Origin of the sequence: Candidatus Poriferisodalis sp. (genome assembly GCF_965208925.1) — a bacterium.
In the GTDB taxonomy this organism is placed as follows: Bacteria; Actinomycetota; Acidimicrobiia; order Acidimicrobiales; family Poriferisodalaceae; genus Poriferisodalis.
In genome coordinates this window covers 1,972,366-1,988,205 of the sequence record NZ_OZ242364.1, presented here as the reverse complement: position 1 = coordinate 1,988,205, position 15,840 = coordinate 1,972,366, and the positions used below count along the sequence as shown (strand labels likewise).

The window sequence follows — 15,840 nt, the reverse complement described above, 5'->3', positions numbered from 1 at the left end:
TTGTCTTCAGGATCTGATCGCATTGCAAATCGTCAGCGAGCGACGCGACGGGCTCCAATCGGCTCGGGGACCTGGATGCGTCGCCGTGCCAAGCGTAGGCACAGCGGCGCGGGGGCGAGGAAGGAATTCACGACAAACCCACCCAGCTGACGGCCAGCACGAGCGCCGCGGCACCGGCAAGGTCGACGGTGCTGTTCACGAGCGGGATGCCGTAGGTATCGGGGTCGACGCCGACGCGGGTCGCGACCACGGTGCCGTAGTAGGCGATGAAGCCGGCAAGCGCCGTCGCGATCATGCCTCCGATCAGCGAGATGGCCACAAGGCGGACGGTTCCCGGCGTGGACAGTGAGAACAATGTGCCGAAGGCGCTTGCGAGCAGCCCGTTCAGCACGAACACGGGCACGGTCAAGCTGAAGGCGAACAGGATGTCGAGGCGTGCGCCTCGCTGCGGCAGAGCACGCGGCTCGATGACGCCCAGATGCAGCTTGGTCGACAGCCGGCTCGACAAGATGCCGCCGATGGCGCCCGCGGCCGCGAGACATGCCGGCACCAATATGAGCACGGCACGCTTGTCGGCCAGGTCCTCGAGACGGTGCTCGATCACGACGCCGGCCACGATGAGCACGAAGCCGCCCACGCACAGCACAGGCATCGACTCACGCAGGATCTGCCAGAGCTGATCGAGCCCTGACCGCCATGCCCAGAACATGGCCGCGGCAGCTGCGGCGACGCTGGCGGCTGCGAGGATCGGCGTGAGGGCGGTGATCCCCACGAGATAGGTGGCCAGGAACAACGCCGGCAGCGTGACCACATCGCCGACCGCGGAGATGAGCGGCGCGCTGACGTTGTCGAGGTCCCAGCCCCGGCGGGTGGAGCTGGCCGCGAGACCGAGTGTGACCACGAGCACCACGATCGAGGCCAACTGAGCGCCGACGACCGACACCACGATGAGATCGGTGATGCCGATGATGTCGGACAGGCCGAAGACCGGCGCCATCACCTTGGCCATGACGCCGAGCGCCACGGCGGTCACCAGCGTGAGCACGGCTGCGGCGATCACGTTCTGGCCCACGATCGTGTCGCTGCGGGCTGTGGCTCTGAAGGTCCCCGCGTGAATGGTGGTGGCGAGGCGGCTGCCCAGCGCGCCGAAGATGTCGCCGCGCATGCCGATCGCAGCGGGAACGAGCACGAGCAGGCCCGGCAAGCGCTCGAGCGTGCCGGTGACCGCCGCAAGCAGGACGCCTGCAGCGGTGGCGGTCAGGCTGCTGACCGCAAGCGCAGTGAGACTCTGACGGGCACCGGTGACATCAGGGCCCAGCAGGCCACGCAGAAAACCCAGCGGGTGCAGCCTGACCACCGGGCGAAGCAGCCGGTCGCGGCCGAATCGAGCTGTTTCGCGTCGCAGTGCGAACTCCCTATCAGGGTGGTCCGAGCAGCGACTCGAAGAATGCCGCGAGGTCGGCGGGCCCAACACTGCCGGCGTACCGCAAGACCACCTCGTTCTCGGCATTGACGGCGACGATGTAGGGCACCGACTGCAGGCCGAATGCATCGACGACGGACAGCGCCGGAGTGTCGGCGATGACGGGGTGCTGCCAGCCTTCGTCGCGCAGCCACTTCTCGGGTGGATGGTTGCCGCGGGTGGGGTCTTCGAGCACCGAGACCGCGTAGAAGTCCACGCCCGCGGGCAGCTCGTTGGATTCCAGCCACTCCGTGAGATCGGCCACCTCGGCCTGGCAGTGCGGGCACCAGTGGGCGTAGAACGCGATGACGATCGGACGTCCTTGGGGGGTGATGCGCACCACTTCGCCCGTGAGCAGGTCTGTGCCGACGACGACCGGTGGTGTGCGACCGACGGCCGGGTCGTCTTCTAGCTGCTCGAACCGCGGCAGCGCAGTACCGGAAACTTGCGTCCGGTTGGGAGAACCATCGCTCAGTGCCGTCGTTGCAGAACCAGCAGTGGTCGCAACGGTTTCTGATGGATCGTCTCCGCCACAGGCTGCAGCCAGCAGCACTGCACACAGACCGATTGCCACTCGTCGCACCGCCGTCAAGGCTAGGCACGGCGCCGACCTCACCGGACGTGGGCCTGCCGCCATGCCCGGGGCGTGCCGGGCGGCCGATGGCAGACTTGGTCCGTGGAGACCCGCCAGCTCGAATCGACACCCGGCTTCGTCATCTTCGACCTGCCAGGCGCCCAGCACTACGTCGGGGAGGCCCGCCTCGGCAGCCGCCTCATCCCCGGCAACGCGACGATGCTGGTGCGGCATCTGACCTACGTCTTCGCCACGCTGGAGCAGCAGCGCAGCGGCGCCAGCATCGGCCTGAAGTCCGACCCCTCCGATGCCGCCGGGGCTGTCGAAGCGCTGGCGGGCGAACTGGCCGACGACTTGCGCAGCGGCCGGCTATCGACCAGTCCGGGCCTGCGGCTCGACGCCGAGTTGCTTGCACCCGTGCTGGCCCACGACCAGCGCAACCTCATCGGCAATGACGATCGCGACGGCATCTCGTTCAACCACGAGCTCATCGGGGTCGGGGCTGCTGCGGCAGCAGCCAGCCTGCTCGGCGGTCTCGACGGCAAGCGCATCGCGATCGAGGGATTCGGCCCGGCAGGGTTGGGCATCGCACGAGAAGCCGCCGCGGCAGGGGCCAGCATCGTGCGGGTAGCCACAGCGAAAGGCTGTGCCAATGGCCAGCTCGATCCGACGGCACTGGCCGAGGCTTGGCTGGCGGACGGCGAGATGTGCGTGGCAACGCTTTCGGGCGACGGCGAGCCGGCCAAGCCGTGGACCGTCTGGAAAGACGACGTCGACGTGCTGTTCTGCGGCTCGAAGCCCGGTGCCATGTCCGGCGATGGGGCCTCGATGGCCGGTTCCACACCGGTGGTCGCCTTCTCGTCAGCCGCGGTGTCGTCGAAGGCGCTGGCAGTGCTGCGCGCGGCCGGCACGCCGGTTGCGGCCGACTTCGTGGCTGCCACCGGTCCGGCATTGGGCTGGTGGGCCGATCCTGTGCTCACGCACGACGATCTGCGTTCGGCCACCGCAGACACCGTGGAAGCCGTCATGTCCGAAACCGTCGACCATGACGACGGCCCGTTCATGGCCGCCTGCTACCGGGCCGAGTCGTTTCTGCAGACCTGGCAGGACGAGCTGCCGTTCGGCCGACCGCTGGGCTGACGCAGCACTCGCTGCGTGAGACCGCTCTCAGCGGAAGTCGCGGCTCCCCACCGAAGCAGGCACATCGAGAGCTTCGAGTCTCTCGGCGATCACATTCGCCACGTTCTCATGGCGCTCGAGGCGGCCTGACACCATCAGCGCGGGCATGTCGCGTGCAACCGAGCGGTACCGCTGCCAGCATCCCCGCGATATCACCACGTTCACCAGGCCCGTCTCGTCCTCAAGATTCAGGAACGTCGTGCCGCCGGCCGTCATGGGTCGCTGGCGGTGCGTCACCAAGCCGGCAACGCGGATCTTGCCCGGTGGGCATGTGAGCAATTCGGCCGCAGTGCGAACCCCCGCAGCGGCCAGCTCGGTTCGCAGGAACCTCGTTGGATGTCCGTTGGGGGCTACGCCGGTGGCCCACAAGTCCGCGGCGGCGGTCTCGGTTGCTGACATGCGCCGCAGCGGCGGTGACTCAGCACCGGTCACGACCCCCGCGAGCCGGTCCGAGCCTCCCTGGTGCACCGCCCCGGCCGCCCACAGTGCTTCGCGCCGCGACAGCCCGAAGCAGTCGAACGCTCCCGCGGCGGCCAACGCCTCCAGCGCCTGCAGGCTCAGTTCGGCTCGGCGCTGAAGGTCTTCCATGCTGCTGTAGGGGCCACCGACGGCGATCCGCTCGGCAAGCTCATCGCCCACCTCCCGCACCGATGACAGCCCCAGCCGCACAGCCATCCCGCCGGTGGAGGCATCGCACGGTTCCAGCGTGGCTGTCTCGGAGGACAGGTTGATACAGGGCGAATGCACCACCACCCCGTGACGGCGAGCGTCCTGGCACAGCGAGTGCGGTGAGTAGAACCCCATCGGCTGCGCGTTCAGCAGCGCCGCGCAGAACGCCGCCGGGTAATGCAGCTTGATCCACGACGAGGCATACACCAGGTGAGCGAACGACACCGAGTGGCTCTCGGGGAAGCCGTAGTCGGCGAAGGCGACCATCTTCTCCCAGACCCGCTCGGCCACATCGCCGACCAGCCCCCGGGAGGCCATGCCGCTGAACAGGCGCTCGCGCAGGCGGCCCATCCGCTCGCGGGACCGCTTGGAGCCCATGGCCTGACGCAGCTCGTCGGCCTCGGCGGGTGTGAACCCAGCGACGTCGATGGCTATCTGCATGAGCTGCTCCTGGAACAGCGGGATGCCCAGCGTCTTTTTCAGCGAGTTCTCCAGCAGGGGGTGCAGGTAGGTGACCGGCTCTTCCCCGTTGCGCCGCCGGATGTAGGGGTGCACCGAGCCGCCCTGGATGGGCCCGGGGCGGATGAGCGCCACCTCCACCACCAGGTCGTAGAAGCAGCGAGGGCGCAGCCGCGGCAGGGTGGCCATCTGGGCACGTGACTCCACCTGGAACACGCCGATGCTGTCGGCGCGGCAGAGCATGTCGTAGACCTCGTCTTCCTGCGGCAGCATGCCGATGTCGATGTTCGTGTGATGCGCGTCAGCGATCAGGTCGACGGCGTAGTGCAGGGCCGACAGCATTCCCAACCCGAGCAGATCGAACTTCACCAGCCCGACTGCTGCGCAGTCGTCCTTGTCCCACTGCAGCACCGAGCGATCCGCCTTGGTGGCCCATTCGGTGGGGCAGACATGAGTCACCGGCCGGTCGCAGATGACCATGCCGCCCGAGTGGATGCCGAGGTGGCGCGGCGCCCCCTCGAGCGCAGCAGCCAGCTCTGCCACGTCGGCGGGAATGCCGGCCTCGTCGTGCTGTGACTGGCCGGGGCCCGACGGGCTGGAGCCGTTGCCTGTCGGCTCAGGCCCTGCATCGCGCCAGTCGCGTGCACGGGGCCGGCCTGCCCGATGGGGCTGGGCCGCGGACCCGTTCGAGGCACCGTTCGAGGTGGGCAGCGGGCTGTACCTGTCGAGCGACTTCGACCAGGCATCGGCTTGGCCGGGCTCCCAACCCAGGGCCCGGGCCATGTCACGCACCGACGAGCGCGCTCGGTAGGTGATGACGTTCGCCACCTGCGCTGTGTGGGTGCGGCCGTAGCGCTCGTACACGTACTGGATGGCTTCCTCGCGGCGGCCGCTCTCGATGTCGATGTCGATGTCGGGCGGCCCGTCGCGCTCAGGTGACAGGAAGCGCTCGAACAGCAGCCCCAGATCGACCGAGTCGACATTGGTGATGCCGAGCGCGTAGCAGACCGCCGAGTTCGAGGCCGAGCCGCGGCCCTGGCAGTAGATGTCACGGCTGCGGCAGAACGACACGATGTCGTACACCACCAGGAAATAGCCGGCGAAGCCGAGCTGTTCGATGAGGTCGAGCTCGTGATTGAGCTGCGCCCACGCCCCCGGCACCCGCTCGCTCTCAGGGGTGCCGTACCGCCACTGTGCCCGCCGAGCCACGAGGTGCCGCAGGTACGACATCTCGTCGTGACCGTCTGGGCAGGGGTACGGCGGCAGGTTGGGCGCAACCAGCGACAGATCGAATGCGCAGTCGCGACCGAGCTGCGCGGCAGCACGCACCACGCCCGGCCAGCGGGCGAACCGGCGGGCCTGCTCGGCCCCGGATCGCACGTGCGCTGTCGCTGCTGGCGGCAACCAGCCGTCCAGCTCGTCGAGGCTGCGCTGGGCTCGCACCGCAGCCAGAGCGGTGGCCAGCCGTCGCCCGGCGGGAGTGGCGTAGTGGACGCCGTTGGTGCAGATCGGCTCGACGCCGGCTCGCACAGCCAGTTCGGCCAGCGCGTCGTTGCGGTCGCTGTCGAGCGGGTGGCCGTGGTCCCACAGCTCGACGAAGACGTTGTGGCGGCCGGCTGCGGAGATGAGACGGTCGAGCTGGGCGGCTGCAGCGCGTGGCCCGCCGCTGGGTCCTTCGGCCATGAGTGCTGCGGGGACGGCGCCCTTGCGGTGCCCGGTGAGGATCGCCCAATCGTCGCGATGTGCCGCCGCGGCTGCGAGGAACTCGCCGGTGCTCAAGCGCGGGGCGTGCTTGCGGCCCGCCATCTGCGCTGCCGAGATCAACTCGCCCAGCGCGGCGTACCCCGCCGGCGAGCGAGCCAGCACCACCACGTGAGAGCCCACGGGATCGGCACAACCGGTGCGCTCAGGTCGTGTGGCGCCATACGCGTCGAGCGTCAGCTCGTCGACGCCATACGCGTCGAGCGTCAGCTCAGTGCCGAACACCGTCGGCAGCCCGGCCTCGGCGGCAGCCTCGGCGAAACGGACCACCCCGTAGAACCCGTTGTGGTCGGTCAGCGCCAGCGCTTCGAGCCCCAGCCGTACTGCTTCGTCCACCAGTTCGCCCGGGCTCGACGCCCCGTCCAGGAAGCTGAAGTTGGAATGAGCGTGCAGCTCCGCGTACGGCACCGTGAGCCCCGCCGGCCGCGGTCGGGCGACAGGCTCGATCCGCTCGCCGTCGGCAGCAAGGCTCTTGCCATAGCTGTGTTTGATGCGCCGGCCCTCACCGGACCGGCCGGGAAACGGCGGCCGGCTGGGTTCGATGGACCGGCCCCGAGGGGGCCGGTCGGACAATCGCCGCTCCAGCTCGCGCCAGGGAATTCCCGGATTCGTGAAACCCACGGCCCGACAATAACGAACGAGAGTTCTGAGAACAACAGTTTTTGAGAACGCAAGTTCTCTCCGACGGCATCGCCTCTGGTCTCAGCCGCTGAGCGCGGCCTCTCTGATCCCGACCGGCAACCGAACTACGTTGCGCCCATGGTTGAGACGTCACCCACCAGCGCATCGGCCGGCGCACCGAGCGAAAATCTGCCTGACGGCGTGGCCACCGCCGAGCTGTTCGCTTCAGGCGAAGCGTCGGCGGTCGAACTGCTGGCCGAGGCCACCTCCCGGGCAGACCGGGTGAACCCGGAGATCAACGCCATCGTCGGACGGCTCGACGACGGCGCCCGCCGTGCGGCCGAGCAGCTCGACACCGCACGCAGCGCCGGCGAGACAGGCGGTTCGCTGGCAGGCGTCCCGTTCCTCACCAAGGACCTGACCTGCACCACGCAAGGACAGCCGTACCACGCCGGCAACGCCGCACTCAAAGCGGCGGGGTACGCGGCGCCGAGCACCGCTCACCTGGCCACGATGTTCGCTGAGCTGGGATTGGTGAACTTCGGCCGCACGAACACCCCAGAATTCGGCCTCACCATCACCACCGAGCCGCTGGCGTACGGACCGGCAGCCAATCCCTGGAACACCGGTCATTCGACCGGCGGATCCAGCGGCGGCTCCGCAGCAGCAGTGGCCGCGGGCATCGTGCCCATCGCCCACGCCAACGATGGGGGCGGCTCGATCCGTGTGCCCGCCGCCAACTGCGGGCTCTTCGGGCTGAAGCCGAACCGGGGCCGGGTGTCGCTGGGACCCGATTCCGGAGACGGCTGGGCCGGTTGGAGCGTCGACGGTGTCGTCAGCCGCAGCGTGCGCGACAGCGCCCGGGTGCTCGACGGCATCAGCCGGCCGTGGCCGGGCGACCCCTACTGGGCGCCGCCGCCGTCGGGCACGTTCGAGTCCGCGGCGGAGCGCGAGCCGCAGACGCTCCGGGTCGGGTTGTGCGCGCACTCCGATTGGGGCCCGGTGGACGCCGAGTGCAGCCAGGCTGTCGAGAACGCCGGGAAGCTGTTGGAGAGCCTCGGACACCGCGTCGACTATTCGGCACCCGACGACATGTTCCACGCAGAGTTCTTCGAGCACTTCCGCACGATCGTGTCCGTGCAGAACGTCGTCATGCTGTCTGGTCTTGAGGAGGCCTTGGGCCGGCACATGAGCCGTGCCGATGTGGAAGGCGACACGTGGGCACTCATGAACATCGGGCGCGAGGTCAGCGGGGCGCAGTACGTGTCGGCACTCGAGTGGTGCCATGCCTGGACCCGGCGGCTCGCCGCATGGTGGGCTGACCGCGACGTGCTGGTGTCGCCGATCATGGCCGAGCCGCCGCCTCGCCTCGGCGAATTGCGCAATCCCGAGACCGGCCGCGGCCGGCTGAACGACCTGCTGCAGTTCACCCCGCAGTTCAACGTGACCGGCCAGCCGGCGATGTCGGTGCCTCTGCATTGGGCTGCCGGCGATCTGCCCGTAGGCGTGCAGTTCGTGGGCGCGCACGCTCGCGAGGAGATGCTGCTCGCGCTGGCAGGTCAGCTCGAGCGGGCAGCCCCGTGGGCGGGTCGCACGCCGAGCCTGTGGGCCGGCACCGGCTGAGGTCGGCTGCGGAGAGGTCGAGAGGCTGGGAAGCGGGGACATGTCTGCTGACCGCCGCTTCGAGGACGCCACGGCGCTGGCGCAGGCATTTGCCGCGGGCGAGACCGAACCCGCCGAGGCGATGCAGGCTGCGCTCGCACGGATGGAGCGGCTGAATCCGGCTCTGAACGCGGTCATCCATCCCCGCCCGGAGCGGGCGCTGGCAGAGGCTGAAGCGTCGGCGCAACGCTGGTCGCGGCGATGGGCCGGTGGCGAAACGCTCGACGACGCTTCCGGCGTTGGCGTGCCGTTCGACGGCGTGCCCATGGCAGTCAAGGATCTCGGCTGCGAGCAGGCCGGCGAGTTTCACCACGCCGGTGCCCGTTTCCTGGTCGAGCTGGGCTGGCAAGGTTCGCTGGACAGCCACCTCTACCGCCTGCTGAGCGGCTCCGGGCTGGTCTCGGTGGGGCGTACGAACACACCCGAGTTCGGCACCACCATCACCACCGAGCCGGATGCCTACGGCCCGACGGCCAACCCGTGGTCGCTCGACCGCTCGCCCGGCGGCTCCAGCGGCGGATCGGCGGCCGCTGTTGCGGCCGGCATCGTGCCGGTCGCGCACGGCAACGACGGGGGCGGCTCGATCCGCGTCCCCGCTGCAGCGTGCGGCCTGGTTGGGTTGAAGCCGACCCGGGGCCGGGTCTCGACTGCGCCACGCCTCGGCGAGCACCGCGGCGGCTTCGCGGTGGACGGCATGCTCACGCGGACCGTGCGCGACGCCGCACGGTGCCTCGACATCATCAGCCGCCCGGCGCCCGGCGATCCCTACATCGCTCCCCCGCTCGGACCCGGCGAGTCGTTCGCCGGCTCGCTGGCCGCCTCGCTTCCGCCGCTGCGCATCGCGGTGTCGACGGGCGGCCGCGGCCGAGCGAGCCCACCGGTGTGCCGGGCTGTCGAGCAGGCTGCCGATCTGCTCGCCCGACTCGGTCACCGCATCGAGCCGGATACAGCGCCCGACGGTTGGTTCAGCGCAGAACTCGCCGACCACACGATCGTGGTGCGCATGGTCGGCATGGCAACCGAACTCGCCGGATGGGCCGAACGTCTGGAACGCCCGATGACGTCCGACGACGTCGAGCCCGCCAACTGGTGGTCGGCAGAGCTGGGCGCATCGCTGCCTGCGTCGGCGTATGTGCAAGCACTCGAAGCGCTCGCTCGCTGGCGCCGGCGCGTCATGAGCTTCTGGAATGCCGATCCCGCCCCGGGTCCGAGCACGCCGGACCGCAACGGCTTCGACCTGCTGATGACCCCCGTGCTCGCCGACGTGACGCCTCACCTCGGATACCTGGCCGATCCGATCGACGGTGCCCGACGGATCGCCGAGCTGGCCGCCTTCGTCAACCAGGCCAACCTCAGCGGGCAGCCGGCCATCTCGCTGCCGACGGCGCGTGACGCCGACGGATTGCCGCTGGGTGTGCAACTGCACGCGGCGCACGGAGGCGAGGGCCTCCTGCTCGCCGTGGCCCAGCAGATCTCCGAGGCCGATGGGTTCATCGCACTGGGAGATCTGCCACAGGAATCGTCATGACGCGCACGCCATGAATCCGGCAGATCGGGCCCTCGAGCGGGCGGTGGAGCTGCTCAGCGAACTGGGCGTCAGCGTGCGCACCGCCGTGGTCGTGACCGACACCGAGACTGCCCGAGCACACCGGCGCATCATGATCGTGCGGGTCGCCGCATTCGCCCTCGGAGCGGGCTTGGCGATTGCGTGGGGCATCGGCTGGCTGCTGATTGTGGCGGCAGTGGTCGCTCACCAGCTCCTGTTCAACGTGCACCGACTGCTGGCGGCCGCCGACGGCGGTCTCGTGCTGGCCGACATCAGCTTCCGTCGGGCCGTCATCGTCGCCCGATGGAGTTCGGGCAGTGATGCCACGCTGGTGCTGCGCACCGACAGCCCCCGGGTGGAGGTGTCCGTCGAGCCGCCTCTGGACGAAAGCGGCGTAGGCGAGCCCTGGACGGGCCATGTCAACGGCACCGACCTCGACAGGTTCGAGGACACGATTCGCGCTGCCGGCGGCGAGCCGTTGCGCCGAACGGCGAACGAATGAGCATCCGGCGCGCAGCGGTCACATTCGCTGGCCCAGAGGCTGCGGGCGCGCAACCAGTACGGTGACGCGCCGTGAGACTGCTGCGCTTCGCCCTTGCCGGTGACGGTTCGGCTCACGTCGGCGTGGCATCCGACGACGGCGTGGCCCAGCTCGACGGCCTCCAAGCCGAGAGCGGGCCGATCGCCGCCATCGGTCAAGCCGTGGCCGCCGCGCTGGCTGATCCGGCAGAGCTCGAGGGGGCGCCTGTCTCGGTTGGGTGGGACGAGGTCGCGTTCGCCGTGCCGTTCGATCCCGGTGCCCGCATGCTGTGCGCAGGGGCCAACTACCACAAGAAGTACCCGCTGGGCGGCAACGTGCAGGCCCCCGCGCAGCCCGTGTACTTCAACAAGCCGCCCGGCACGCTGGTGGCCCACGGCGAGGAACTCGTCCGGCCCTCGGTGTCGATCCAGTTCGACTACGAGGTGGAGCTCGCGGTGATGATCGGCAGAGCCGGGCGTCACATCGATGTAGCCGACGCCCTCGACTACGTCGGCGGGTACTCGGTGCTGAACGACGGCTCGGTGCGCGACTGGCAGCGCCACAGCGTGGCCGCCGGCAAGAACTTCTACCGCTCCGGTTCGATGGGCCCGTGGATCACGACCGTCGACGAGATCGCCGACCCGGCCGCGCTGGAGGTGATCTGCCGTGTGAACGGTGAGGAGCGCCAGCGGGCCAGTGTCAGCGAGATGATCTTCTCGGTCGCCGAGATCGTCTCCTACCTGTCAAAGGTGATGCCGCTCGAACCCGGCGATGTCATTGCCACCGGCTCGCCTGAGGGCACCGGCGGTTCGCACGACCCGCCGCGCTGGCTGGTTGCGGGTGACGAGATCGAGTTCGAAGTTCCCGGCATCGGGGTCCTCCAGAACCGGGTGATCGACGAGTAGCGGCGTCAACCGACGCAATCACGCTGAGAGCCGGTTGCGAATTGCTGCGGGCGACACCCACGAGCGACCGCCCATCGGTACCGTGGGCCGAAGGTCCCGGTCGTCGCTCGCGGCGACCACTGGCGACCGCAGGCTGACGACGGCGCCGGCCCGAGGCCGGCCGCAGCAAGGACGCGCCCGGTGCGAGGTTCACAGCGGCAATCGCGCCCCACCACCGCACAGCACACCGCGGCACGTCCTGGCACTGGGCGTCGCAGCATGGCGCGCCGTGGAGCTGCTGCGATCGCGTTCGCTCTCGTCGTCAGTGTGGTGCCGATCGCCGGCACTGGTGCGCAGCCGTCCGATGCCGAGCTGCGCAAACGCCAGGAACAGCTCGAGCAGCAGCAGAAGGAGCTGGAGGCCCAGCTTGCCGAGGAGAAGCGCATCCGCGACGAGGCCCAAGCCGAACTGCTCGCGAAAGTCATGGAAGTCGATCTGCAGCAGGCCGATGTCAACGTGGTGCTGGCAGCCTTCGACCAGCTGAAGCTGCTGACGAACGAGCAACGAGCCGATCTCGATCAAGCAGAGCTGGCATTGGCCGCAGCCGAGGCATCGGTAGAGGCCGCTATTCAGCGCGTTCTGTCGCTCGATGCCCAGCATGGCGAGCTGGGGCAGCGAGTCATCGATCTCATCGTGCAGACCTACATCGGCCACGACGCCCTGGTGGAGGGCTCCTATGGCCTCGTGCGCACCGGCGACATCTACGACGCCGCTCGCATCCGGGTGCTGATCGGCGCTGCGCTCGGCGATCTGAATGCGACCGCGGACCAGCTGCGGGCTCTCACGATCGACGCGGAGCTGGCGGTGCGGGAGTTCCAGCGTGCCGAGGAGCTGCGAGACGCCCGCCGCATCGAGTCGGAGCGAGCCTTGGACGACCTGCTCGACGCGGTGGAGCAGGAGGCCATCGTTCTCACTGAGCTCGAGTATGTGCTCGACGTATTGCTCTATGAGCAGGCAGCGATGGAGGAATGGAACGCTGCTGCGGCAGCCGATGTCGCCGAGACTGCCAACCGCGTCAATAGTGCCATCACTGAGCAGAGGCGCATCGAGACGGAACTGAAGCGTCGCAAGGCAGAAGAGGAACGAAAACGACGCGAGGCCGAGGAGCGGGCCCGCCGGCTGCGAGAAGGCACCGCCGGTCAGCCCACCGACAACAACGTCGACCTCAGCGAGCTCACCTGGGTGGGCGGCATCCTGGTGCACGAGTCGATCGCCAACAGTGTGCAGGATCTGCTCGAGCACGCTGCTCGCGACGGACTCAGGCTGACCGGCTGGGGCTACCGCACGGCCGCCTCGCAGATCGCGCTGCGGCGGCAGAACTGCGGCACGAGCGAATGGGCAATCTGGCAGAAGCCCTCTTACCAGTGTCGCCCGCCCACGGCCCGACCCGGGCGTTCCATGCACGAGCGCGGTCTCGCCATCGATTTCATGTACAACGGTCGCTCAATCTCGTCCCGCAATACGGCGGGGTATCGCTGGCTGGCCGCCAACGCCGCTACCTACGGCCTGAAGAACCTGCCCAGCGAGCCCTGGCACTGGTCCACGAACGGCAGATGACGGGTCGAGCCGAGAGAGAATCCGGGCCAAGATAGGAGCAGGGTCGAGAGAGGCTGCGCCACGCTGGCGAACTCAGTCGTAGGTGGCCTCGCGCTGCCAGCGACCGCTCTCGACAGCGCAGAGATGGGCGGTGCCGTCATCGAGCACCAGTTGGAATCGTGCCTGACGGCGCGACCGTGTGCTCCACCAGCGCTCCTCCAGCGGCCAGGGCCCTGCCCACGCTGCAATGCGGCTGGTGCGCCCATCGGCCCGGCGCAGCATGACCGGGGGCGCGCTGACCTGTGCCCTGCCGCTGACGCCTACCGGATCGCTGTTCGCATCGAGCACCATGAGCGGCTCGGGCTCGGTCAGCACCTCGGCAGGGGCCGGCGCGCCCAGCCGGCCCGGCCAGGGGGGTGTTGGGCCCAATGCGCCGGCCCCACGAGGACCGGCTGTGCCCGATGCGCCGGTCCCACGAGGACCGGCTGTGCCCGATGCGCCGGCCCCACGAGGACCGGCTGTGCCGAACGGGAAGCGCTGCTCGAGATCGGCAAAGCGGCGGCCGGAGCCCAGGCGGCCCACGGTGACCCCGTCGAAGCCGACCAAGGTCTGAACTCGCTGCAGCGCCCGCTCGGCCCGCTCGTCCGTCTCGGACTGGCCGCCCCAGAAGCCGAGCTGGCGCCCCTCGTCGGGAAGCGTCTCGACGGCCCGCAGCCGGATGAACGAGATACCGCCGGTGGGGCTGTTCTTGCCCTTGGCGCTGCGCCAGCCGTCGAGCTGCCAGCGCACACGGTCGACCAGATCGGGCGGGCTGAAGCGGAATCCGTGGCGCCACCGCCCGTTGCTGGTCTCACCGTGTTCGGTTTCGGCACTGATCTCCACGCACACCAGTGCCTGACCCTCCCGGGCCAACTGGGCGTCGAGCTGATCTGCCAGAGACTTCGCGGCAAAGGCCACCGTGTCGAGCCGATCCGCGGGCGGGTCGATCTCGGTTTCGACACTGAGATCAGGCTGAGCGGCGGCAGGCTGGCTCAAGCGAGGATCACGCCCGCTGGCCAGTGCGTGCATCCACTCCCCTTGCGTGCCGAACCTGCCGACGAGGTCTCCCACAGGCAGTGCCGCAAGGTCGCCCAGCGTGCGCAAGCCCAGCTGCCACAGCATGCTGATCAGATCATCAGTCGTCCCATCGGCGGCACAGCCCGTCAGCAGGGAGCATTCCTCGGCCAGCGTTCCCAGCGGCAGCTCGCCCAGGAACTCTGCGCTGCTGCCAGGGGCCACCACCAGCACCGGCGTTGACGGAGTTCGGACCAACGCCGCTCTTCCAGCAAGGCCAGCGGCAAACAAGCCGTCGGCAATGCCGACGCTGACAGATGATGCTGGGTCGTACGCTCCGGCGGCCAGCACTTCAGTGATGGTGCGATGCGCCAGCTCCGCCAGCGCCTCATCTCCGCCGTAGTAGCGCGACGGACCCCGGGTGGCGACAACGCAGCAACCGGGTGCCAGCACTTCGACTCTCGGCGTCAGGTCTTCCAGCGCTGTCGCCACAGGGGCGAAACGGCGAGCGTCGAGATCAGGATCGGGCTCGGCGTGCTCGACTTCCGCTACCAGCATCCGCGGCGGGACATCGGCAGGTTCGTCCTGGCTGGCCAAGCCGGTCCGGCTGTCTTGGTTATCCCGCACGGCGCTGCAGAGGAACGACGGCGTCGTCATCGCTTCCCGAGGCACCGGCTATCGAGATGCCGTCCTGGGCGGAGACGACCTGAGCAGGCCAGGAAACGGTGTCGATCGCACCGCGGACGGCAGTGATGTGCCCGTTGGCATCGGGCAGCCACAGGACGGCTCGTCGCGGCAACGACGCCGCACCGCGGCCCGCAGCAACCACCTCGGCCCGGCGTTCCCGCAGCCGGCCGTGCCCGTGCCCGAGACCGGTCCACGCAGCACGTTCCACCGTCATGGTCACGTCTGGACTGAATGCGCCGGCCCCACGAGCGCCGGCTGTGCCCAATGCGCCAACCTCGATCACCACGGTGCCGCGCTCCCGCAAGCGGGTGCGCAGGCGCCGGCTGTGGGCAGCCGCCAACAGCACGCCTCCAGCCAGCAAGATCACGTCGACATTGCCGATCAGGGCGTTCAGCACCTCGGCTGCGGCGTTGCCGGGTTCGTCCACGAAGACCCACCGGTCCAGCGCTGCCCCCCGTTCCGCCACCGCCGAGACTCCCATGCGTCCCAGCCCTACCGCGGTCACCCATCCGCCCGAACGCGAGACCTCCGCCGCAAAAGCGGTTGCCAAGGTCAGCGCTCCTGGGCCGCGGGCAGCCAGCACCGTCCCGGGGACAAGCCCCGGCTGGGTCAGCAGCGGTGCCAATTCGTCAGCGACGGGCAGCAGCCGTTTGTCGTGCCCGATGTCCGCAGCATGCGTTATGTCCAATGCGCCGACCCCACGAGGGCCGGCTATGTCCAATGCGCCGGCGGTATGACGCAGCTGCACTGCCATCGCGACAGACTAGACGAACAATCGTGTCCACGAACGGTTGTTTATGAACCGTTGCTTGCAGCTGCGCTTCCCCTGAAGCCTCTGGACAGGGACTAGGCCGGCTGCTTCGTCCCGACAAGCAAGGTCGCGCCGACTGGACCCGCCATCTCGCTATGCAGCGTGCCGGCGGAAACCTCGCACCAGTCCCCCACTCCCATGACCCGGGTCTCGTCCTCCAGTCCCAGCCGGAACTCGCCCCTGGTCACCATCGCCATGGCGGAGAACTCGTGGCTGTGAAGCTCGCCATCGGCGTGAGGCTCGAACTCGGCGTCGCGCGGTTCGCCATAGCCCTGCGCTGCCAGCTCGGAACGGAACTCGTCTTCGGTCATAGAGCCACAGTAGCCAGCGCCGTGCCAATCGCTCACGCGGGCGAG

The 15,840-nt window shown here is 69.1% G+C and carries 12 protein-coding genes; 6 read left to right on the top strand and 6 right to left on the bottom strand.

The features are described from left to right. Window positions 1-127 precede the first annotated feature (127 nt). Together ACOGI5_RS08760 and ACOGI5_RS08755 are read right to left on the bottom strand one after the other, a co-directional pair. Window positions 128-1,357 carry a magnesium transporter gene (locus ACOGI5_RS08760; RefSeq protein ID WP_419864040.1) on the bottom strand — a complete coding sequence of 410 codons (1,230 nt, stop codon included), beginning with the start codon at window positions 1,355-1,357 and terminating at the stop codon, window positions 128-130. Between the two features lie 61 nt (window positions 1,358-1,418). Further along, a complete protein-coding gene (locus ACOGI5_RS08755) occupies window positions 1,419-2,045 on the bottom strand; it encodes a TlpA family protein disulfide reductase (RefSeq protein WP_419864039.1) in 627 nt (208 codons plus the stop codon). Between the two features lie 93 nt (window positions 2,046-2,138). On the opposite strand from ACOGI5_RS08755, the gene ACOGI5_RS08750 reads away from it, so the two are divergent. Then, window positions 2,139-3,176: a hypothetical protein gene (locus ACOGI5_RS08750; protein WP_419864038.1), complete on the top strand. Its 1,038-nt coding sequence runs from the start codon at window positions 2,139-2,141 to the stop codon at window positions 3,174-3,176. 27 nt (window positions 3,177-3,203) lie between these two features. On the opposite strand, the gene ACOGI5_RS08745 is transcribed toward ACOGI5_RS08750, so the two are convergent. Next, complete coding sequence (locus tag ACOGI5_RS08745; protein ID WP_419864037.1) at window positions 3,204-6,725, bottom strand: error-prone DNA polymerase; 3,522 nt, start codon at window positions 6,723-6,725, stop codon at window positions 3,204-3,206. Between the two features lie 138 nt (window positions 6,726-6,863). Here ACOGI5_RS08745 and ACOGI5_RS08740 point away from each other — a divergent pair, with 138 nt between their 5' ends. The 5 genes from ACOGI5_RS08740 to ACOGI5_RS08720 all read left to right on the top strand — a co-directional run bounded on the left by ACOGI5_RS08740 (window position 6,864) and on the right by ACOGI5_RS08720 (window position 12,954). Then, on the top strand, window positions 6,864-8,348 hold the full coding sequence (locus tag ACOGI5_RS08740) for an amidase (RefSeq protein WP_419864036.1): 1,485 nt from the start codon (window positions 6,864-6,866) through the stop codon (window positions 8,346-8,348). A 40-nt stretch (window positions 8,349-8,388) separates the two neighbouring features. Further along, a complete protein-coding gene (locus ACOGI5_RS08735) occupies window positions 8,389-9,915 on the top strand; it encodes an amidase (protein ID WP_419864035.1) in 1,527 nt (508 codons plus the stop codon). Between the two features lie 10 nt (window positions 9,916-9,925). Then, window positions 9,926-10,435: a hypothetical protein gene (locus ACOGI5_RS08730; RefSeq protein WP_419864034.1), complete on the top strand. Its 510-nt coding sequence runs from the start codon at window positions 9,926-9,928 to the stop codon at window positions 10,433-10,435. A 71-nt stretch (window positions 10,436-10,506) separates the two neighbouring features. Next, on the top strand, window positions 10,507-11,358 hold the full coding sequence (locus tag ACOGI5_RS08725; RefSeq protein WP_419864033.1) for a fumarylacetoacetate hydrolase family protein: 852 nt from the start codon (window positions 10,507-10,509) through the stop codon (window positions 11,356-11,358). Between the two features lie 258 nt (window positions 11,359-11,616). Continuing rightward, on the top strand, window positions 11,617-12,954 hold the full coding sequence (locus tag ACOGI5_RS08720; protein WP_419864032.1) for a M15 family metallopeptidase: 1,338 nt from the start codon (window positions 11,617-11,619) through the stop codon (window positions 12,952-12,954). Between the two features lie 72 nt (window positions 12,955-13,026). Here ACOGI5_RS08720 and ACOGI5_RS08715 read toward each other — a convergent pair whose 3' ends face one another. The 3 genes from ACOGI5_RS08715 to ACOGI5_RS08705 form a co-directional block, all read right to left on the bottom strand. Next, the gene (locus tag ACOGI5_RS08715; protein WP_419864031.1) at window positions 13,027-14,643 is read right to left on the bottom strand and encodes a DNA polymerase Y family protein; all 1,617 of its coding nucleotides are present in this window, start codon (window positions 14,641-14,643) and stop codon (window positions 13,027-13,029) included. Continuing rightward, window positions 14,603-15,427, bottom strand: coding sequence for a hypothetical protein (locus ACOGI5_RS08710; RefSeq protein WP_419864030.1), 825 nt, complete (start codon window positions 15,425-15,427; stop codon window positions 14,603-14,605). The genes ACOGI5_RS08715 and ACOGI5_RS08710 overlap by 41 nt, the downstream gene beginning before the upstream one ends. A gap of 92 nt (window positions 15,428-15,519) precedes the next feature. Continuing rightward, window positions 15,520-15,795, bottom strand: coding sequence for a cupin domain-containing protein (locus ACOGI5_RS08705; protein ID WP_419864029.1), 276 nt, complete (start codon window positions 15,793-15,795; stop codon window positions 15,520-15,522). Window positions 15,796-15,840 lie beyond the last annotated feature (45 nt).

Excerpts from the sequence above, each read along its gene's own strand:
- ACOGI5_RS08735 (WP_419864035.1), top strand. The coding sequence starts at position 8,389 with ATGTCTGCTGACCGCCGCTTCGAGGACGCCACGGCGCTGGCGCAGGCA.
- ACOGI5_RS08705 (WP_419864029.1), bottom strand. The coding sequence starts at position 15,795 with ATGACCGAAGACGAGTTCCGTTCCGAGCTGGCAGCGCAGGGCTATGGC.
- ACOGI5_RS08730 (WP_419864034.1), top strand. The coding sequence starts at position 9,926 with ATGAATCCGGCAGATCGGGCCCTCGAGCGGGCGGTGGAGCTGCTCAGC.
- ACOGI5_RS08720 (WP_419864032.1), top strand. The coding sequence starts at position 11,617 with ATGGCGCGCCGTGGAGCTGCTGCGATCGCGTTCGCTCTCGTCGTCAGT.
- ACOGI5_RS08740 (WP_419864036.1), top strand. The coding sequence starts at position 6,864 with ATGGTTGAGACGTCACCCACCAGCGCATCGGCCGGCGCACCGAGCGAA.
- ACOGI5_RS08710 (WP_419864030.1), bottom strand. The coding sequence starts at position 15,427 with ATGGCAGTGCAGCTGCGTCATACCGCCGGCGCATTGGACATAGCCGGC.
- ACOGI5_RS08715 (WP_419864031.1), bottom strand. The coding sequence starts at position 14,643 with ATGACGACGCCGTCGTTCCTCTGCAGCGCCGTGCGGGATAACCAAGAC.